Annotated in this window: 16 protein-coding genes; 15 read left to right on the top strand and 1 reads right to left on the bottom strand. The window is 68.7% G+C overall.

Annotated features, from left to right (window positions below):
- The first annotated feature begins 1 nt into the window (after nt 1).
- From uppS to dnaE, 10 genes are all read left to right on the top strand, one after another.
- The gene (uppS, locus tag CCR79_RS07930; protein WP_201170591.1) at nt 2-781 is read left to right on the top strand and encodes a polyprenyl diphosphate synthase; all 780 of its coding nucleotides are present in this window, start codon (nt 2-4) and stop codon (nt 779-781) included.
- On the top strand, nt 774-1,598 hold the full coding sequence (locus CCR79_RS07925; RefSeq protein ID WP_201170588.1) for a phosphatidate cytidylyltransferase: 825 nt from the start codon (nt 774-776) through the stop codon (nt 1,596-1,598). Before uppS ends, CCR79_RS07925 begins: the two co-directional genes overlap by 8 nt.
- On the top strand, nt 1,598-2,770 hold the full coding sequence (locus CCR79_RS07920) for a 1-deoxy-D-xylulose-5-phosphate reductoisomerase (protein WP_201170585.1): 1,173 nt from the start codon (nt 1,598-1,600) through the stop codon (nt 2,768-2,770). Before CCR79_RS07925 ends, CCR79_RS07920 begins: the two co-directional genes overlap by 1 nt.
- A 7-nt stretch (nt 2,771-2,777) precedes the next feature.
- The gene (gene rseP / locus CCR79_RS07915; protein WP_201170582.1) at nt 2,778-4,145 is read left to right on the top strand and encodes an RIP metalloprotease RseP; all 1,368 of its coding nucleotides are present in this window, start codon (nt 2,778-2,780) and stop codon (nt 4,143-4,145) included.
- 70 nt (nt 4,146-4,215) lie between these two features.
- Nucleotides 4,216-6,570 carry an outer membrane protein assembly factor BamA gene (gene bamA, locus CCR79_RS07910; RefSeq protein WP_201170579.1) on the top strand — a complete coding sequence of 785 codons (2,355 nt, stop codon included), beginning with the start codon at nt 4,216-4,218 and terminating at the stop codon, nt 6,568-6,570.
- Nucleotides 6,571-6,788: 218 nt separating this feature from the next.
- Nucleotides 6,789-7,250, top strand: coding sequence for a 3-hydroxyacyl-ACP dehydratase FabZ (gene fabZ / locus CCR79_RS07905; RefSeq protein ID WP_201170578.1), 462 nt, complete (start codon nt 6,789-6,791; stop codon nt 7,248-7,250).
- Nucleotides 7,247-8,023: an acyl-ACP--UDP-N-acetylglucosamine O-acyltransferase gene (gene lpxA / locus CCR79_RS07900; protein WP_201170577.1), complete on the top strand. Its 777-nt coding sequence runs from the start codon at nt 7,247-7,249 to the stop codon at nt 8,021-8,023. Before fabZ ends, lpxA begins: the two co-directional genes overlap by 4 nt.
- A gap of 32 nt (nt 8,024-8,055) precedes the next feature.
- The gene (lpxB, locus tag CCR79_RS07895; RefSeq protein WP_201170576.1) at nt 8,056-9,195 is read left to right on the top strand and encodes a lipid-A-disaccharide synthase; all 1,140 of its coding nucleotides are present in this window, start codon (nt 8,056-8,058) and stop codon (nt 9,193-9,195) included.
- Nucleotides 9,192-9,776, top strand: a complete 585-nt coding sequence (locus CCR79_RS07890) for a ribonuclease HII (RefSeq protein ID WP_201170575.1) — start codon at nt 9,192-9,194, stop codon at nt 9,774-9,776. The genes lpxB and CCR79_RS07890 overlap by 4 nt, the downstream gene beginning before the upstream one ends.
- A 64-nt stretch (nt 9,777-9,840) precedes the next feature.
- A complete protein-coding gene (dnaE, locus tag CCR79_RS07885) occupies nt 9,841-13,392 on the top strand; it encodes a DNA polymerase III subunit alpha (protein WP_201170574.1) in 3,552 nt (1,183 codons plus the stop codon).
- On the opposite strand, the gene CCR79_RS07880 is transcribed toward dnaE, so the two are convergent.
- Nucleotides 13,389-14,114, bottom strand: a complete 726-nt coding sequence (locus CCR79_RS07880; protein ID WP_201170572.1) for an HAD-IA family hydrolase — start codon at nt 14,112-14,114, stop codon at nt 13,389-13,391. The genes dnaE and CCR79_RS07880 overlap by 4 nt on opposite strands.
- Before the next feature lie 142 nt (nt 14,115-14,256).
- Between CCR79_RS07880 and CCR79_RS07875 the strand changes: the two genes are divergently transcribed.
- Genes CCR79_RS07875 through frdD form a run of 5 tightly spaced genes read left to right on the top strand, consistent with a single transcriptional unit; the run spans nt 14,257 to nt 18,923 of the window.
- Entirely contained in the window at nt 14,257-15,585 is a 1,329-nt protein-coding gene (locus CCR79_RS07875) for a transposase (protein WP_201170571.1), read from the top strand.
- 56 nt (nt 15,586-15,641) lie between these two features.
- Nucleotides 15,642-17,414: a fumarate reductase (quinol) flavoprotein subunit gene (gene frdA, locus CCR79_RS07870; RefSeq protein WP_207190326.1), complete on the top strand. Its 1,773-nt coding sequence runs from the start codon at nt 15,642-15,644 to the stop codon at nt 17,412-17,414.
- The gene (locus tag CCR79_RS07865; RefSeq protein WP_201170568.1) at nt 17,411-18,175 is read left to right on the top strand and encodes a succinate dehydrogenase/fumarate reductase iron-sulfur subunit; all 765 of its coding nucleotides are present in this window, start codon (nt 17,411-17,413) and stop codon (nt 18,173-18,175) included. The genes frdA and CCR79_RS07865 overlap by 4 nt, the downstream gene beginning before the upstream one ends.
- Nucleotides 18,172-18,570, top strand: a complete 399-nt coding sequence (locus CCR79_RS07860; protein ID WP_201170565.1) for a fumarate reductase subunit C — start codon at nt 18,172-18,174, stop codon at nt 18,568-18,570. The genes CCR79_RS07865 and CCR79_RS07860 overlap by 4 nt, the downstream gene beginning before the upstream one ends.
- Entirely contained in the window at nt 18,567-18,923 is a 357-nt protein-coding gene (gene frdD / locus CCR79_RS07855; RefSeq protein ID WP_201170562.1) for a fumarate reductase subunit FrdD, read from the top strand. Before CCR79_RS07860 ends, frdD begins: the two co-directional genes overlap by 4 nt.

Genomic DNA, 18,923 nt, shown 5'->3' with positions numbered 1-18,923 from the left:
TATGGCGGAGACGAACGGGCCAGCGCAGATCGCCGAGCGATTAGCCGGTGTCGAGTTGCCGCGCCACATCGCCATCGTCATGGATGGCAACGGGCGGTGGGCGCAGCGGCGTGGGCAGCCGCGCTACGCCGGCCACCGGGCTGGCGCGCGCTCGGTGCGAGAGGTGGTCGAGGCGTGCGGGCGCCTGGAACTCGAGGCACTGACGCTCTTCGCCTTCAGCAGCGAGAACTGGCGTCGCCCCCGCGGCGAGGTCCGCGTGCTGATGGAGCTGTTCCGGACCACGCTCGATGAGGAGCTGCAGCGGCTCCACGACAACGGGGTGCGCCTGAGCTTCATAGGCGATCGGGCGCAATTCGACAAGGCCCTGCAACGGCGGCTCGTCGACGCCGAGACGCTGACCGCCGGGAATACCGGGCTGAATCTGATCGTGGCCACCAGCTACGGCGGACGCTGGGAGATCGCCGAGGCGGCCCGCCACCTGGCGGCGTCGGCGGCTCGCGGAGAGGTCGATCCGCAGGCCATCGACGAGGAGGCCTTCCGCGGCGCGCTGTCCCTTCCGGATGTGGCCGATCCCGATCTGTTCATCCGCACCGGGGGCGAGCGACGCATCTCCAACTTCCTGCTCTGGCAGATGGCCTATACCGAGCTCCACTTCGCCGAGACGCTTTGGCCGGAGTTCGGCACCGAGGAGCTAGCCCGCGCCATCGAGGACTATGCCGGGCGGGATCGCCGCTTTGGCGCCGTATCCTCCCGTTCGCTGAAGTCGGTGCGCCATGCTTAAGGCACGGGTGCTGACGGCACTGGCGTTGGGCCCCCTATTACTCGCCGCCATCTGGCTGCTCCCCACCGGGGTGCTCGCCGTGCTGCTGGGGGCCACGGCGGCCCTTGCGGCCTGGGAGTGGACCACGTTGATCGGGGTTCAGGACACGGCGCGTAGGGCGGCCATCGTGGGCGGGTTCGCCGCCACCCTGCTGCCGGGGTGGTTGCTTCTGGAAGCCGGTGTCGCGGCTGGCGGTATTCTTTATGTGGTGGCCGGTCTGTGGGTCGGGGCCCTGGTGTGGCTCCTGCTCTACAGCCGGCGTGACCTCCCGGCGCCTTCGCCCCTGCGGGCTGCCCTGGTGGGTTGGTTGGTGCTGTGGCCGTGCTGGCTGGCGTTGGTCTACCTCCACGGCAGCACGCCCTGGGGGCCGTTCTGGCATACATTCCTGCTGGTGCTGGTCTGGGCGGCGGACACCGGCGCCTACTTCACCGGTCGGGCGTGGGGCCGCCACCGGCTGGCACCGCGGATCAGTCCCGGCAAGAGCTGGGAAGGGGCGCTCGGTGGGGGTGCCGCTGCGCTGCTCGGAGGCGGGCTGCTGGTGCTCGCCCTGCAGCCGCAGGCCCCGGGGCTGGGAGCGCTGGCCCTGCTGACGGTGGCGGTCGTTGTTGCCTCGGTGGTGGGGGATCTTTTCGAGAGCATGCTCAAGCGTCAGCGCGGCGTGAAAGACAGCGGCGGCATCCTGCCGGGGCACGGCGGGATCCTCGATCGCATCGACAGCCTGACTGCGGCGGCGCCGGTTCTAGCAGCGGGGTTAGCGTGGTGGCAGAGCGGAATCTGATGCAGCTGGCAGTACTCGGGGCCACCGGCTCCATCGGCACGAGCACCCTGGATGTCGCGGCCCGGCATCCGGAACGGTTCGGCGTCCACGCGGTGGCCGCCGGCCGGGACTGGGAGGGGTTGCTGCGGATCTGCCGCGAGCACCGTCCAGCACGCGCGGCCCTTGCCGATGCGGCGGCGGCGGACGAACTGCGCCATCGCCTCCGGGACGAGGGGCTGCAGCACATCGAGGTCGATGCCGGCGAGGAGGGTGTGGCCGCCCTGGCGGCGGATAGCGACGTGGACGCCGTGGTGACGGCGGTGGTCGGCGCCGCGGGTCTGGCCTCTTCGCTGGCGGCCTGCCGCGCCGGCAAGCGGATCCTGCTGGCCAACAAGGAGACACTGGTCGTCGCCGGGGAGCTGTTCATGGCGACGGCGAAGCGTTTCGGAGCCCGGATCGTGCCCGTGGATAGCGAGCACAACGCGGTCTTCCAGGGACTGCCGGCCGGTGCAGATGCCACGGCGGGGGTCGAGCGCATCGTGCTCACCGCCTCCGGCGGCCCGTTCCGCGATCGCGATCCCGATACCCTGGCTGCGGTCACGCCGGAGGAGGCTGTGGCGCACCCGAACTGGTCCATGGGTCGCAAGATCTCCGTGGATTCGGCCACGATGATGAACAAGGGCCTGGAGGTCATCGAGGCCTGCCACCTCTTCGACCTGGAACCTCGGCGCGTCGATGTGGTCATTCATCGACAGAGCCTGGTGCATGCGCTTGTGGGCTACCGTGACGGTTCCTACCTGGCGCAGGTCGGGTCGCCGGACATGCGGGTGCCGATCTCTTACGCCATGGGCTATCCCGAGCGGATCGCCTCCGGCGTCGATCTGGTCGACCTGGCTGCGGCGGGTCGTCTCGACTTCGAGGCTGTGGACGAGCGCCGTTTCCCGTGCCTGCGCCTGGCCTATCAGGCGCTGCGTACCGGCGGCGGTGCCTGTGCCGTGCTCAATGCGGCCAACGAGATTGCGGTGGATGCCTTCCTCGACGGGCGTCTCCGTTTCGACCGCATCGCGCCAGTGATCGAGGAGGCCCTGGCGGCGGAAACCCCACCGCCCCCCCAGGATCTGGATTCGGCCCGTGGGATCGACGCGCGGGCCCGCCGCCAGGCCGAAGAGGCCGTGCGGCGCATCGCGGACTGATTCGACTATGACCATCGTCTGGAGCATCATCGCCTTCCTGGTCGCCATCGCGATCCTGGTGACGGTCCACGAGGCCGGTCACTACCTCGTCGCGCGCTGGTGCAACGTCCGCGTGCGCCGCTTCTCGGTCGGCTTCGGGCGCCCGCTGCTGAGCTGGCGCGGGCGCGGCCCGGACCGCATCGAGTACTGCCTGTCGGCCATCCCTCTCGGCGGTTACGTACAGATGCTCGATGAGCGCGAGGGCGAGGTCGATCCCGCCGAGCGCCACCGCGCCTTCAACAATCGCCCCCTGGGACAGCGCACGGCCATCGTCGCCGCGGGGCCCGCGGCCAACTTCCTGTTCGCGGTGGTGGCCTACTGGCTGGTGGCGGTGCTCGGCATGGTCGAAATGCGGCCCATCGTCGACGAGCCCATCACCGATTCACCGGCCGAGATGGCCGGTTTCGAGCGGGGGGAGGAGATCGTGGCCATCGACAGCCGCGATACCCCCACCTGGCAGCGGGTGGCTATGGGGCTGATGAATGCCGGGTTCAACCGCGAGGATGTCCCGGTCACGGTACGCGATGAGGCCGGCAACGAGTTGGAACGCTCCCTGAATCTGCGCGCCGAGCCCCGGCTCAAGGACACCACCGATATCCTCGGCACCATTGGCTTGCGCGCCTACACGCCGGATCTGCCGGCGACCATCGGCCGTCTCGCCGAGGGGGGGGCGGCAGCGCAGGCGGACCTGCGCGAGGGGGATCGGATCCGCGCCATCGACGGCGAGGCGGTCGGTTCCTGGCTTGAGCTGGTTGAACGGGTCGAGCCACGCGCCAACGAGCCAGTGACCCTGACCTACGAGCGGGAAGGCCAAGTCCGCGAGGTTACGCTCACTCTGGGCGCGCAGGAGCGCGGCGAAGCCGAGGTCGGCATGCTCGGTGTCGGGCCGGCCATCCCCGAGGGGTATCAGGAGCGCATGGAACGGGAGGTTCGCCACGGGCCAGTGGCCGGGGTCGCCTACGGCGTGGAGCGCACCTGGGACACCACCGTGGTGACCGTCAAGATGCTCGTGCGTATGGTCATGGGCGAGGCGTCGCTGAAGAATATCGGTGGCCCGGTGACCATCGGCCAGTTCGCCGGGGATACCGCCTCCATGGGGGTGGTGCCGTTCCTCACCTTCCTGGCGGTCATCAGCATCAGCCTGGGCATCATCAACCTGCTGCCCATCCCGATCCTCGACGGTGGCCATCTGCTCTACTTCCTGACCGAGGCCATCCGCGGCAAGCCCGTCTCGGAACGGACGCAGTTGATCGGGCAGCAGGTGGGTATCGTCATCCTGCTCGGATTGATGGCACTGGCCTTCTACAACGATTTTGAGCGTCTGCTCGGTGGTTGAGCCCGGCGGCGACGATACGAGGCGGACAAGGAGCCGGCCCGATGCGGCACACGGTAGACAAGGGGGCGCTTTGATTCGACGCTGGGGGCGCAATGCGGTTGTCGCGCTGCTGCTGCTGGGCGCGGCCACGGTCGCGACGGCCAGGGCGGACTCCTTCGTCGCCGAGCAGATCCGCGTGGAAGGACTGGAGCGCATTGACGAAGGCACGGTCTTCAGCTATCTGCCCGTCGAGCCCGGTGATCGCGTGGGCAGCGGCGAGGTCGCGGAGGCGATCCGTGAACTCTACCGCTCCGGCTTCTTCCGCGACGTGGAGTTGGCTCGGGACGGCGATGACCTGATCGTGCGGGTGCAGGAGCGGCCGTCCATCGCACGGCTCCAGTTCGAGGGCAACGAGCAGATCCGTACCGAGGACCTGCGCGAGGCGTTGCGCAGCGCGGGGATGGCCGAAGGGCAGGTCTTCAACCGTGCGCAGCTGGCGGAGATCGAGCGGGAACTGCGCCAGCAGTACTTTGCCCAGGGCAAGTACGATGTCTCCGTGGAGAGCACCGTCTCGCCGCTGGAGCGCAACCGGGTGGCCATCCGGATCGACATCGAGGAGGGCCCGGTTGCCGAGATCCGCGAGATCCACTTCACCGGCAACGAGGCCTATTCCGACCGCGAGCTGCGCGGCGTGTTCGAGCAGCAGGCTCGGCGCTGGTGGGCGCCGTGGTCGCAGCGGCACCGCTACGCCCGTGATCTGCTCGCCAACGACTTGGAGAGCCTGCGCGGGTACTACCTGGATCGTGGCTTCCTGAACTTCGCCGTGACCTCGACCCAAGTCTCCATCAGCCCCGACCGGCGCGATGTCCATATCGCCGTCAATGTCGCCGAGGGTCAGCAGTACGAGATCGGCAGTATCGACGTCCAGGGGCATCTGGTGGTTCCGCCGGAGGAGCTGCGGGAGCTGATCACGGCCGAGCCCGGCGAACTCTATTCGCGCAGCCGCGTCAACGCCGGCTCCTCGGCCATTCGTTCGCGATTGGCGGAGGAGGGGTACGCCTTCAGCAACGTCAACGTGCGCCCGCGGGTCGACGAGGACGAACAGGTCGTCGATCTGACCTATGTGGTGGACCCCGGGGCGCGGGTTTACGTGCGGCGGATCAATATCACCGGCAATCAGCGCACCCAGGACGAGGTCATCCGGCGCGAACTTCGCCAGCTTGAGGGGGCGCCACTGTCCAGCGAGGCCCTGGAGCGCTCCCAGACCCGGCTCAACCGGCTCGGTTTCTTCGACTTCGTCAACGTCGAGACCCCCCGGGTGCCGGGCGAGGACGATCGGGTGGACGTGGATGTCAGTGTCCAGGAGCGCATGACCGGGCAGCTGCAGGCCGGCGTCGGGTACGGCGATGTCCAGGGACTGCTGGTCAACTTCTCCGTCTCTCAGGACAACCTGCTCGGCACCGGCGACCGGCTGAGCATGACGGTGAACAACTCCAGCGTTTCGACGATCTACAACGTCTCGTACACCGACCGCTACCACACCCAGGAGGGTGTCTCCCAGACGTTGTCGGCCGGCTACCGCGAGACCCGCGCGCGCCGCGCCGACCTGTCCGACTACGACCTGACCTCAGGGCACGCCTCGGTGGAGTACAGCGTGCCGGTCACCGAGGTGGACCGACTGGCGGCGCGGCTGCGGCTGGAACGCATCGGCATCGATAAGCGCTCCGATACGCCGGGCTGGATCCGTAACTTCCTTGAGGATCAGAGCGACGATCGCTTCACTATGATCAAGCCGCGGCTGTCGTGGAACCGGGACACCCGGGATCGCGGCGTCTTCCCCACCGCTGGCGGGCGTCAGCGGCTGTCGCTGGAGGGGACCGTCCCCGGTGATGACCTGGAGTTCTACAAGCTCACCTACGAGAACCGGCGCTACTGGCCGCTGCGCTGGCTCGGTGACCGCACGACGTTCTCAGTGGAGGGGCAGGTCTCCTACGGCGACGGCTACGGCGATACCGACCGCCTGCCGTTCTTCGAGAACTACTACGCCGGCGGTGTGCGGACCGTCCGCGGTTACCGCGGCAACTACCTCGGGCCGCGCGAGGAGGGGGGTGATCCGATCGGCGGCAACGCCCGGGTGCTGACCAAGGCGCAGGTGATCTTCCCACCCACGCCGGAGTCGCAGTCGGTGCGCATGGCCGCTTTCGTCGACGCCGGGCAGGTTTTCAATACGCGACTGGATCGTTACGACTTTGGGTCCAACACTGAGAAGATCATTCCGGAGGGACTGGACCGCGTGGATCTCGGCGAACTCCGGGCTGCGGCGGGTATCTCTCTGATCTGGATGTCCCCGGTCGGTCCGTTGACATTCAGTCTTGCCGAACCTTTAAATGAGTCGCGGGACGACGAGACCGAGACCTTCCAGTTCTCGCTCGGGACGGAATTCTAGGGCTGTCGCGAAGCGGGCAGGGCCGAATGCAGAAGGCGGCAGCCCCCTGGACCGTCCCGGACGCCCGGTCGATCCGTGATCTCCCGGGGGAGGGTGGCCGAGTTCATCCGAGCGCCCGGTGTGATAGGCTCTGCCGCTTATGGGGTCGTCCGCGGCCTGCGGATGGCACGAGGCGCACGGTGCCGGGAGTAACCGGATCAGACCACGGAGGAGTGAGCGTGAGCGAGAGTGACGCGCAGGGGGCAACGGATATCGAAGGCATCATGAACCTGCTGCCGCACCGGTATCCGATGCTGCTCATCGACCGGGTGCTAGAGTTCCAGCCCCACGAGCATCTGGCCAGCATCAAGAATGTCACCATCAATGAGCCGTTCTTCGTCGGCCATTTCCCGCAAAAGCCCGTAATGCCGGGGGTGCTCATCCTCGAGTCGCTGGCCCAGGCTTGTGGCATGCTCGCGTTCAAGAGTGTTCAGGACACCCTCACGGACAACGACGTCCTCTACCTGGTGGGGATCGACAAGGCGCGCTTCAAGCGGCCGGTTCAGCCCGGTGATCAGCTTCGACACGATGTCTCGGTGCGTCGTGTGGCTCGGGGGATTTGGATCTTCCAGGCACGCGGAAGTGTCGATGGCGAGTTGGCGGCCGAGTGTGAGATCCGCTGCACGGTGCGTACGGTTTGAGTCGAGTCCATCCGAACGCCCTGGTCGACCCCAAGGCCCGCCTCGGCGAGGACGTCGAGGTGGGGCCTTTCAGCGTGATCGGGCCGGATGTGGAGATCGACGAGGGGACCTGGATTGGCCCGCACGCGGTCATCCAAGGGCCGACCCGCATCGGCCGGGATAACCGCATCTACCAGTTTGCCGCCCTGGGGGAGGCCCCGCAGCACAAGGGCTATCAGGGCGAGCCCACGGAACTGGTGATCGGCGACGGCAATACCATCCGCGAGTTCGTCACCTGCCACCGCGGCACAGCGCAGGGGCGGGGCGAGACCCGCATCGGCGATCACAACTGGCTGATGGCGTACTGCCATATTGCCCACGACTGCCGGCTGGGCGACCATCTGCTGTTCGCCAACTCCGCGTCGCTGGCCGGGCATGTGGATGTCGGTGATCACGCCACCTTGGGCGGCTTCGCGCTAATACACCAGTTCTGCCGCATCGGTCCTTACGCCTTTTGCGGTTTCGGCAGCGGGATCAATCGGGATGTACCGCCGTTCGTCACAGTCTCCGGACAGATGGCGGTGCCGCACGGGATCAACTCGGTGGGGCTGCGCCGGCACGGCTTCTCGCGGGAGCGCATCCGGGATATCAAGCGCGCCTACCGCATGATCTACCGACAGGGGCTGCGTCTCGACGATGCGCGCGAGGCGCTGTGCCAGCAGCTCGGCCACTCCGCGGACGTGCAGGGCATGGTCGATTTCATCGACAGCAGCCAGCGCGGTCTGTTGCGCTAGACTGCCGTCGGACGGCGCAGGGGGGTCCGCCAATGGCCAGTCCCAGGGTGGCGATTCTCGCCGGTGAACTCTCCGGTGACGTCCTCGGCGCCGGCCTGATGAGCGAGCTTCGGGGCCGGTGCCCCGGTGTGCGTTTCGAGGGGGTTGGTGGGCCGGCGATGGCAGCCCAGGGGCTTGAGTCGCTGGTACCCATGGAGCGGCTCTCGCTGATGGGGCTGACCGAGATCGTGCGGCATCTGCCGGGGCTTCTTCGCCTGCGCGCTGATCTGGCCCGGCGCTGGCGGGAGGATCCGCCGGATTGCTTCATCGGCGTCGATCTACCCGATTTTAACCTCGGTCTGGCCCGGCGCCTGCGTGCGGCCGGGATCCCCACGCTCCACTACGTCAGCCCCACCATCTGGGCCTGGCGTCGTGGGCGCGTGCGGGGCATCCGGCGCTCGGTGGACCGGATGCTGACCCTCTATCCCTTCGAGGAGCAGTTCTACGCCGACAGCGGCGTCGACGCGGTCTGCGTCGGTCATCCGGCTGCTGATCGATTCCCGCTGCAGCCGGATACCGTTGCGGCGCGCCGGAGGCTGGGGCTGGATACGGACGCCACGGTGGTCGCCCTGCTGCCCGGTAGCCGTGGCAGCGAGATCGACCGCCTGCTCGAGCCCTTCCTCGGGGCGGCAGCGCTTCTGGCGGAGCGGCCGGATGCGCCGGACTTTGTCATACCGGTGGCCGCACCGCGGCTGCGCGAGCGGATCGAGGCGGCCGTGGATCGGCACCAGGTCCGCCTGCGCACGCGGCTGCTGGACGGCGACACGGCGACCGCGGCGACTGCGGCGGATGTGGCCCTGACCGCCTCGGGCACGGCAACCCTGGAGGTCATGCTGGCCAAGCGTCCGATGGTCGTGGCGTACCGTCTGTCGCCGCTGAGCTATCAGATCATCCGCCGGTTGATCCATGTCCCTTGGGTATCGCAGCCGAATCTGCTTGCCGGCGAGCCCCTGGTCCCGGAGTACTTCCAGGGCGACGTCACGCCGCAGGTCCTGGCCGAGGCGGCCGCATACTGGCTCGATGAGGCCCCGGCCCGGCTACAGCTGGTCCGCCGCTTCCGGGAGCTCCACGCCTCACTAGCCCGCGGGGCTGATGCCCGGGCGGCAGAGGCCGTTCTGGAGATCCTGCGGTGAGCGGCGACGGCGGCGCGTGGCAGGTGGGTGTCGACGAGGCTGGCCGTGGGCCGTGGGCCGGGCCGGTGGTGGCCGCCGCGGTCATCCTGCGCGAGCCCATCGCCGGTGTCACCGACTCCAAGCGGCTGTCGGCGCGGCGCCGCGAGCAGGCCGCTGGGCTGATCCGCAGCGAGGCCGTGGCCTGGGGGGTCGGGCGGGCAGAGGTCGCCGAGATCGATGCACTGAACATCCGTCGTGCCACCTTCCTGGCCATGTCCCGTGCGGTGGCGTCGGTGGCCAGCACCGCGCGGATCGCCGAAATCCTGGTGGACGGGCGCGAGATGCCGGAGGATTTGCCCGCTCCAGCGCGGGCCGTGGTCGGTGGCGATGCCCTGGAGCCGAGCATCTCGGCGGCATCCATCCTGGCCAAGACGCTACGTGATGCCGAGATGGTGGCGCTCGAGGAGACCTACCCGGGATACGGTTTTGCCCGGCACAAGGGCTACGGGACCGCCGAGCACCGCCACGCCCTCGAGCGCCTCGGCCCGTGCGCCGCGCACCGGCGCAGCTTTGCCCCGGTGCGCAGGATGCTCGGCGGCTGAGGCGCGCACCGCACGCGCTTGGCTGACCCGTTGACCACCGCGACCCTGATATCCTGACGCGACCATGAGTGAAGCCCCACCGTCCTTCGTCCATCTGCGTCTGCACAGCGAGTTCTCGCTGGTCGACGGCATCGTCCGCATTCAGGAGGCGGTGTCCGCGGCGCGGGACGCCGGCATGCCGGCGGTGGCCATCACCGATCAGGCCAACCTGTTCGGCATGGTCAAGTTCTACCGGGCCGCGCTAGCCGCCGGAGTCAAGCCGATCATCGGAGCCGACGTGTGGCTGGCGGACGATACCTTGGAACTCGGCTACGCCCGGATGACGTTGCTCTGCCGGGATCGCGGCGGCTACCGTGCGCTGTCGCGGCTGCTCAGCCGCGCTTATCGCGAGGGTGCCTGCGGCGATATCCCGGTCATCCGGCGGGAGTGGTTGCAAGCGGATGCCGGCGGGCTGCTGGCCCTCTCCGGCGGGGTCCAGGGGGATATCGGTCAGGCCCTGCTGCGTGGTGATGAGGCCACCGCGCGGCGCTACCTCGAGCAGCACCGGCAGACCTTCGGCGAGGACGGCTTCTATCTGGAGCTCCACCGTCTGGGCCGGCCGGGCGACGAGCGCCACCTGCATGCCGCGGTGGCGCTGGCCGCCGACGAGGACGTGCCGGTGGTGGCCACCAATGACGTGCGCTTCATGCGCCCGGCGGATTACGACGCCCATGAGGTCCGTGTCTGCATCCATCAGGGGCGTACCCTGGACGACCCCAACCGGCCACGCCACTACACGGAACAGCAGTACTTTGCCGACGCTGCGGACATGGCCGAGCGCTTCTCCGATCTGCCCGAGGCGCTCGAGACCACCCTGCGTATCGCCGAGCGGTGCAGCGTGGATCTGGAACTCGACACCAACTATCTCCCGGACTTTCCGGTGCCCGAGGGCCATACGGTGGCCTCGTTCCTGCGCGCCGAGTCCGAGCGCGGCCTGGCGCAGCGGCTCGAACAACGCGGCCTGACTGAGGACGAGGATACCGGCGAGGTCGAGGCGACCTACCGGCAGCGCCTCGAGCACGAGCTGGCCGTCATCGAGCAGATGGGGTTCCCCGGCTACTTCCTCATCGTCGCCGACTTCATCCGCTGGGCGCGGGAGAACGACATCCCGGTTGGCCCCGGGCGCGGCTCCGGTGCGGGATCGCTGGTCGCCTATGCCCTGGGCATCACCAACCTCGACCCCCTGCGCTATGACCTGCTCTTCGAGCGCTTCCTCAACCCGGAGCGGGTCTCCATGCCCGACTTCGACGTGGACTTCTGCATGGAGCGCCGCGACGAGGTCATCGAGTACGTCTCGGACCGCTACGGCGCCGAGAAGGTCTCGCAGATCGCCACCCACGGCACCATGGCGGCCCGGGCCGTGGTGCGCGACGTGGGCCGGGTCTACGGTCACGCCTTCGGCTACATGGACCGGATCGCCAAGCTGATCCCTTTCGAGATCGGCATGACCCTGGACAGGGCCCTGGAGCAGGAAGAGGACCTGCGCGCCGAGTACGACAACGACGAAAACATCCGCGAGTTGATCGACACCGCGCGCAGCCTGGAGGGGATGGCGCGCAACGTCGGCAAGCACGCCGGAGGCGTCGTCATCGCGCCCACGGACCTGACCGATTTCTCGCCGCTCTACCGCGACCCGGAGGAGCGCGACGACGCCGAGGCTTGGAAGGTGGCCACCCACTTCGACAAGGACGACGTCGAGGCGGTGGGTCTGGTCAAGTTCGACTTCCTGGGTCTGCGCACGCTGACCATCATCGACTGGACCGTCCAGGCGGTGAACCGCATCCTCGAGCAGCGGGGAGACCCGGCGCTGGATATCGATGCCATCGCCCTGGATGACGGCGCCACCTTCGAGCTGCTCAAGCGCTGTGCCACCACCGCGGTCTTCCAGCTGGAATCCCGCGGGATGAAGGAGCTGATCAAGCGCCTTCAGCCCGATAGCTTCGAGGATATCGTGGCACTGGTGGCGCTGTTTCGGCCCGGGCCGCTTCAGTCGGGCATGGTCGACGACTTCGTCGAGCGCAAGCATGGCCGTTCGGCGGTCGCCGGTTACCCAACCCGCGAGCTGCACCATCCGGACCTGGTGCCGGTCCTCCAGCCTACTTACGGGGTGATCCTCTACCAGGAGCAGGTGCAGCGCATCGCGCAGGTCCTGGCCGGCTACAGCCTTGGCGAGGCGGATCTGCTGCGCCGCGCCATGGGCAAGAAGAAGCCCGAGGAGATGGCCAAGCAGCGGGCCAAGTTCCTGGAAGGGGCCAAGGCCCGGGGTCTGTCCGAGGACCATGCCACCGGCATCTTCGACCTTATGGAGAAGTTCGCCGGCTACGGCTTCAACAAGTCGCACTCGGCGGCCTACGCGCTGCTCTCCTACCAGACCGCCTGGCTCAAGTGTCACTACCCGGCGCCGTTCATGGCCTCGGTGCTCTCCTCGGACATGGACAACACCGACAAGGTGGTGATCTTCCTGGATGAGGCCCGGGCCATGGGGCTGGAGGTGCTGCCGCCGGACGTCAACCGCAGTGACAAGCCCTTCCGGGCGGTGGACGAGCGGACCATCGTCTACGGTCTGGGTGCCATCAAGGGGGTGGGGGAGTCGGCGCTCGATGCGGTGCTGAGCGAGCGCGATACCAACGGGGCGTTCCGGGATATCTTCGACCTGTGCCGCCGGGTCGACACCGGCCGCGCCAATCGTCGCGTGCTGGAGGCCCTGTGTCGTTCGGGGAGCCTGGATCGCCTGATCCCCAACCGCGCCACGGGAATGGCACAGATCCCGGCGGCGCTGGCGGCTGCCGAGCAGGCGACGCGCGACCAGGCCGCCGGGCAGACCGATCTGTTCGGTGGCCCTGCAGAGGCGGTGATCGCCTCCCGTGGCGAGGGCGAAGAGGTTGCCGAGCAGCCCGAATGGCCGGAGGAAGAACGCCTGGCCGCGGAGAAGGCCACACTGGGTCTATTCCTGACGGGGCACCCGATCGACCGTTACGAGCATGAGCTTCCGTATCTGGCTACGGATCGCCTGCAGCGGCTGTCCAGTGGCGCCGGCGGCAATGGCGGAGACGGCAATGGGGGCCGAGGCCGGACGGTTACCGCGGCTGGGCTGGTGGTCGCGCTGCGGGTGCGCAGCACCTCCACTGGCGGCCGCCTGGCCACCCTGACCCTGGATGACCGCACGGGCCGGATCGAAGTGGTGCTATTCCCCGAGGCGTTCGGCAAATACCGGCATGCCGTTGAGAAGGATGCGCTGCTGGTGGTGCGCGGCAGTCTCGACTACGACGACTTCAGTGGCGGGTACCGGATCACCGGCGAAGAGGTGCTGGACATCGCCCGGGCCCGCGAGCGGGCAGCCGGTCGGTTGGTGATTCCGGTAACCGCGGCTCGTGCCGCTAACGGTCTGGTGCCCGAGCTGCGCCAGGTCCTCAGCAGCTACGCTGGGGAGAGTCCGGTCCATGTCGATTACCGCCACCCAAGGGGCCGGGGGCGCGTCGTCCTAGGCCGCAACTGGACGGTGACGCCCAGCGATGACCTGATCAAGCGGCTTGAGTCGGTGGTCGATGACCGTGTGGGGGTCGAGTACCCCCGCTAGCGGCTCTCGCGGTGAATGGCGATCAGGTCATCGATCCCCACGGCGGTGCCGTCGGGTCCGTGGTCCAGGTCATCAATGACCGCTGCGGCACCCGGGAATGCGTCGTCCCGGGTCCAGCGGTTGCGGGTGATCAGCGTCGGGATCCCGGCCGCGCGGGCGGCGCGCAGCCCGTTGACCGAATCCTCCACGGCGAGGCAGTCCTCGGCCGCGAGCCGCAGTGATCGCAGGGCCTGCAGGTAGGCCTCGGGGTCGGGTTTCTTGGCGTTGACGTCGTCGCCACAGATGCAGACCTCGAAGGCCGGTTGCAACTCGGCGGGTAGCACGCCGTTGAACAGGGCCTCGACGTTGGCGCGGGCGCTGGTCGTGACCACGGCCAGGCGCACCTGCCGCTCTCGCGCTTCGGCAAGGATTCGCTCGATCCCCGGCCGGGGCGGGATGGAGCCGGTGCTGAGGCGCTCGGCGTAGAGGCGGTTCTTGGCCTCGTGCAGTCGCCGCGCGAGCGTATTGATATCGCCGTGCCCGGGCGGGGGCGGTTCCCGGGTCAGGGTGTCGTGCAGTCGTTCCCGGCCGCCCGGGACCGCGTTCAGGAGGCGTCGATAGGTGGTTTCATCCCAGCGGTGGGGAAGGCCGAATGCCTCGAAGGCGGCGTTGAAGGCGGGCAGGTGGCCCGCGCCTTCGGTGTCGGCCAGGGTGCCATCGACGTCAAAGAGCAGCGCTTGCATGGGTTTCCGTTCTCCAGGGGTGTCGGGTCCGTGGCGGTGCCGGCGTTATCATCTTAGGGTTCTTGACCCGTCCGGGAAAACGGGCTGGAGTAACCGCGTCGACGGACTCGCCGTATCCGCATGATCCGGAGGAAAGCACTGCATGGCTGAGGGTCGCCCGAAATATTCGCCGGAGTTCCGGCGCAAGCTGGTCGAACTGGTCGAGGCGGGGCACACCCCGCAAGAGTTGGCACGGACCTACGAGCCGGCGGCCAAGACGATCCGCCGCTGGTACCAGGAGGACCGGCAGGAGACCAGCGAGCGGCGCACCGGGGCTGCAGATCGGCGCAGCGCTGGCCCGGGAGGCAGGCAGCAGGGCAAGAGCCCTGGCGCTGCTGCGTCCGCGGCGGGGTCCGGGAAGCGCTCGAAGACGGCGAAGGCCGGTCCCCGGAGCAGGCCGGCGAGTAGCCAAGCGCACCGGCTGGCCGGCAAGCGCGTCTTGGAGCGCCCCGCGGACACGGCTGCGGAGGCTGGGGAGGGGGCGCCCGAGCGGGCCGAACCCGAGCCGGCGGAAGAGCCGGCCGAGGTGGCCCCATCGGCGGACGGCGAGGTGATCGTCGACCCGGCTCCCGAGGGCGGGGTGCCCGAGGAGGAGGGGGTCGAGCTAGATGTGCAGCCGCACGCCGGCCTCGAGACGGAGGGCGATCCAGCCGAGTTGCTTGCCGTCGGCCTGGAACGCGCCGATCAGGGCGATGCCGTCTACGACGACGAGGGTCCCGAGGCGGCTATTCCGATCTACCAGGAGGCACTCGACTATCTGGATGCAGCGATCAGCGCCGGTGAAGGGGGAGATGCCGCGCGCCGCGACTGGGGGATCACCCTGGAGCGCCTGGGCGATGCGCTCTTCGAGGCCGAGGGGGCGAGTGCCGCACTGCCCTGCTATGAGGCTTGGTGTGAACTCGCCGAGGCCCTGGCCACCGAACACGCCACGGCGCAGTCGCTTCGGGACTGGAGCGTTGCGCTGGGTCGCTACGGCCAGGGGGTGCTGGTCGAGGAGGGGGCCGAGGTGGCACTACCCTACTACCGGCAGGTGATCGAACTGCGCGAGGACATCGTCCGCGAGCGGCAGAGCGCGGATGCCTACCAGGATTGGGCGCTGGCGCTGGAGCGCTGCGGTGCGGTCCAGGAGGCCGTGGAGGGGTTGGCCGAGACGGTGGAGACCTACCGCCACGCCCTCGAGGTGCGCGGGGCGCTGGTCGAGCAGCAGGACACACCGCAGGCGCGCCGGGCTCTCGGGATCGCTCAGGAGCGCCTGGCCATGGCGGTGCTCGCCGCCGAGGGCGCCGAGGCGGCCCTGCCTCACTTTGAGCAGCTCGCCGAACTCTTCACGGAACTGGCCGAGGAGCTGGGCACTGAGGAGGCCGATGCTGAGCGACGGCAGGCGGATACCATGCTCGGCAAGGTACAGATGGCGGCACTGGATCTGGAGTGACACCCGCGTCCGCGACGGTTGGACCTCCGTCGTGGCCCTGGATCCCGGGAGGCGCATTGCAGGCGATCGAAGACATTGAGTGCGACTTGGTTGTTGTTGGTGGCGGCGGGGCCGGGTTGCGGGCCGCTATCGCGGCGGCCGAGCGCGACCCTGGGCTGCGGATCGCGCTGATCTCCAAGGTGGTGCCCATGCGCAGCCACACCGTCGCTGCGGAGGGGGGCGCTGCCGGTGTGGCCCGGGCGGATGACAGCCTGGACGGGCACTTCAACGACACCGTCTCCGGGGGGGATTGGCTGTGCGACCAGGACGTGGTTGAACGCTTTGTCGCCGAGTGCACTGGCGAGATGGTCCGTCTCGAACAGTGGGGTTGCCCGTGGAGCCGACAGGCGGACGGCCAGGTACATGTCCGGTTTTTCGGGGGCATGACGACCCAGCGCAGCTGGTACGCCGCCGACAAGACCGGCTTCCACATGTTGCATACGCTGTTCCAGACCTCCCTGCGCTATCCGGGGATTCAGCGCTACGACGAATACTTCTGCTCAGATCTGCTGGTCGACGACGGGGTGGTCTGTGGCGTACTGGCCTTGGAGATCGCCAGCGGCAAGCCGGTGCGCTTCGGCGCACCGGCGGTGGTGCTGGCCACCGGCGGGGCCGGGCGGGTCTACGGGCAGAACACCAACGCCGGCATCGTGACCGGCGAGGGCATGGCCATGGCGCACGCCCAGGGGGTGCCCCTGCGCGACATGGAGTTCGTTCAGTGGCACCCCACCACGCTGCCCGGCAGTGGCATCCTGATCACGGAAGGGTGCCGGGGCGAGGGCGGCGTCCTGACCAACCGGGATGATCGTCGCTATCTGCAGGACTACGGTCTCGGGCCCACCGAACCGTGGCCGCGTCCGAAAGCCATGGAGCTGGGGCCGCGGGATCGGCTCTCCCAGGCTTTCTGGTACGAGGACCAGGCGGGCCGGACCGTGCCCACGCCGCAGGGCACGGCAGTCCAGCTGGATCTACGCCACCTGGGCGAGGACCGCATCCTAGAGCGGCTGCCCATGATCACCGAGGTGGCTCGCCGCTACGCCGGAGTGGATCCGGTTCGGGAGCCGATCCCCGTCCGTCCGGCGGTCCACTACACCATGGGGGGGATTCCCACCGACGTCCGGGGTGCCGCCCCCCTGTCGGGGCTGTTTGCTGCCGGGGAGTGCGCCAGCACCGGGATTCACGGAGCCAACCGGCTCGGTTCCAACTCGCTCGCGGAACTCCTTGTCTTCGGCCGGGCGGCAGGAGAGGCGGCCGCCGAGTACGCCCGCGAGGCACCGCGGCGGCCGCAGCGCGTGGTGGAGCAGCTCGCTACCGAGGCCCTGGCGCCGCGGCTTGAACTGCTGCGCAACGACAGGGGCGAGCGGCTCGCTACGCTGCGCGCGGATCTCAATCGGGCCATGGAACAGGGGGTGGGGATCTTTCGCAACGAGGCCGGCCTGGAGCAGGCGTGCACGACGCTGGCGGCGCTGCGCGAGCGCCTGCGACGCGGCATCCGCCTCGACGACCGCAGCCGGACATACAACACCGAGTGGCTGACTGCGATGGAGTTCGGGGCCAGCCTGCAGGTGGCTGAGGCGATGGCCTGGTCGGCGCGGGCACGCAAGGAGTCCCGCGGCGCCCACGTGCGCGATGACGCCTATAGCGAGCGTGATGACGAGCGCTATCTGGTTCATACCCTGGCCTACCCCGGTGACGGGACGGGCCCCGTGATCGACCATGCGCCGGTGACCGTTACCCGCTCTGCGCCGCGGCGGCGGGCCTACGGCGCTGAAGGGGAGGCGCAGGCATGAGCGAATCGCAGCGGATCACTCTGGCGGTGCAGCGTTTCCACCCGGAACAGGACGCCGAACCGCGCTGGCAGCGCTATGCCGTGCCGTACACGCCGGATATGTCCGTGCTCGAGGGGCTGCAGTACATCAAGGATCACCTCGATGGCAGCCTGACCTTCCGCTGGTCCTGTCGCATGGCGATCTGCGGTAGCTGTGGCTGCATGATCGACGGCGAACCCGAGCTGGCCTGCCATGTCTTCCTCCGCGACTACGCGCCGGGGCCGGTGTGGGTGTCGGCACTGGACCACTTCCCCGTGCAGCGGGATCTGGTCATCGATCAGAGCGACTTCCTCGAGAAGCTCGAGACGGTGCACGCCTACCTGATCCCGGCCGGGGAACGGACGGCGGCCGAGGGGACCTATCGGCAGACGCCGGAGCAGATGACGGATTACTACGCGTACGCCCAGTGCATCAACTGCCTGCTCTGCTATGCCGCCTGCCCGCAGTACGGTTGGCATCCGGACTTTGTCGGCCCCGGGGCCCTGGCGCTACTCCAGCGCTACAACCTGGACAGCCGTGACGCAGGTAGCGAGTTGCGGCACGCGGTGGTTGATGCCGAACAGGGGGTCTGGGGCTGCACGCTGGTCGGCCACTGCTCCGAGGTCTGCCCCAAGGGGGTCGATCCCGCGCGGGCCATCAATCAGAACAAGCCCGGCAGCAGCGCGCGGTACTTGCTCGACTGGCTGCGGCCCGGTCGTCGTCGACAGGAGGGATCGGAATGAGCCGAGCGCGCGTCTACCGTCCGACCATGCGCGGTTGGTGGGAGCGGCATCCGGCCTACCGCCGCTACCTGTTGCGCGAAGGCAGCAGCGTCCTGCTGGGCCTTTATGCGCTCTGGCTGCTTGCCGGACTGTTGGCCCTTGCTGCTGGGGAAGCCGCCTACCAAGGGTGGCGGGACCTGCACGGCAGCCCCTGGTTGTTCGGCCTCCACCTGGCCGCTCTGTTGGCCGCCGCCTACCACGCTGTCACCTGGTTCCGGTTGCTGCCCCTGACGCTGCCGGTCCTGCGCTGGCGGGGCCGCAGGCCCACCGACCGGGCGGTCGTGCGGGGTGCCTGGGTGGTCTCGGTGGCCCTCTCGGGCGGGGTGTGGCTCTATCTCCTGGGAGGCGTCCGATGAGGCGTTCGCACGAACCGCCGCTGTGGCTGCTCTTCGGTGCCGGGGGCCTACTCGCCGCGCTGCTCGCCCCGGCGCTGATCCTGCTGACCGGCGTCGTGATGCCCGTGGCTGCAGAGCATGGCATCGAGGTACTGGATTACCACGCATCCCGCGAGCTGTTCGCCCGGCCGGTGGTGGGGGTGCCAGTGGCCCTCGCGCTGGGGCTGGTGCTCTGCCACGCCGCTCACCGCATCTACCATACCCTGCGCGATCTCGGGATTCCGGCAGGGCGCGGTACCTGGTGGGTCTGCTACGGCGGCGCCGGTGTCGCGGGGGTGCTCGGTGTGGGCGCGGTTGTTGCCCTGTGGTGGTGA

Origin of the sequence: Halorhodospira halophila, from assembly GCF_016653405.1 — a bacterium.
Classification (GTDB): Bacteria; Pseudomonadota; Gammaproteobacteria; order Nitrococcales; family Halorhodospiraceae; genus Halorhodospira; species Halorhodospira halophila_A.
The sequence above is the reverse complement of the archived record's forward strand: the minus strand, read 5'-3'. Positions and strand labels throughout refer to the sequence as shown.

What these genes read in the sequence shown, in the direction of transcription:
- CCR79_RS07875 (WP_201170571.1), top strand. Translation starts at nt 14,257, where the DNA reads ATGGCTGAGGGTCGCCCGAAATATTCGCCGGAGTTCCGGCGCAAGCTG.
- frdD (WP_201170562.1), top strand. Translation starts at nt 18,567, where the DNA reads ATGAGGCGTTCGCACGAACCGCCGCTGTGGCTGCTCTTCGGTGCCGGG.
- rseP (WP_201170582.1), top strand. Translation starts at nt 2,778, where the DNA reads ATGACCATCGTCTGGAGCATCATCGCCTTCCTGGTCGCCATCGCGATC.
- CCR79_RS07860 (WP_201170565.1), top strand. Translation starts at nt 18,172, where the DNA reads ATGAGCCGAGCGCGCGTCTACCGTCCGACCATGCGCGGTTGGTGGGAG.
- uppS (WP_201170591.1), top strand. Translation starts at nt 2, where the DNA reads ATGGCGGAGACGAACGGGCCAGCGCAGATCGCCGAGCGATTAGCCGGT.
- dnaE (WP_201170574.1), top strand. Translation starts at nt 9,841, where the DNA reads ATGAGTGAAGCCCCACCGTCCTTCGTCCATCTGCGTCTGCACAGCGAG.
- CCR79_RS07920 (WP_201170585.1), top strand. Translation starts at nt 1,598, where the DNA reads ATGCAGCTGGCAGTACTCGGGGCCACCGGCTCCATCGGCACGAGCACC.
- lpxB (WP_201170576.1), top strand. Translation starts at nt 8,056, where the DNA reads ATGGCCAGTCCCAGGGTGGCGATTCTCGCCGGTGAACTCTCCGGTGAC.
- CCR79_RS07880 (WP_201170572.1), bottom strand. Translation starts at nt 14,114, where the DNA reads ATGCAAGCGCTGCTCTTTGACGTCGATGGCACCCTGGCCGACACCGAA.
- CCR79_RS07865 (WP_201170568.1), top strand. Translation starts at nt 17,411, where the DNA reads ATGAGCGAATCGCAGCGGATCACTCTGGCGGTGCAGCGTTTCCACCCG.
- CCR79_RS07925 (WP_201170588.1), top strand. Translation starts at nt 774, where the DNA reads ATGCTTAAGGCACGGGTGCTGACGGCACTGGCGTTGGGCCCCCTATTA.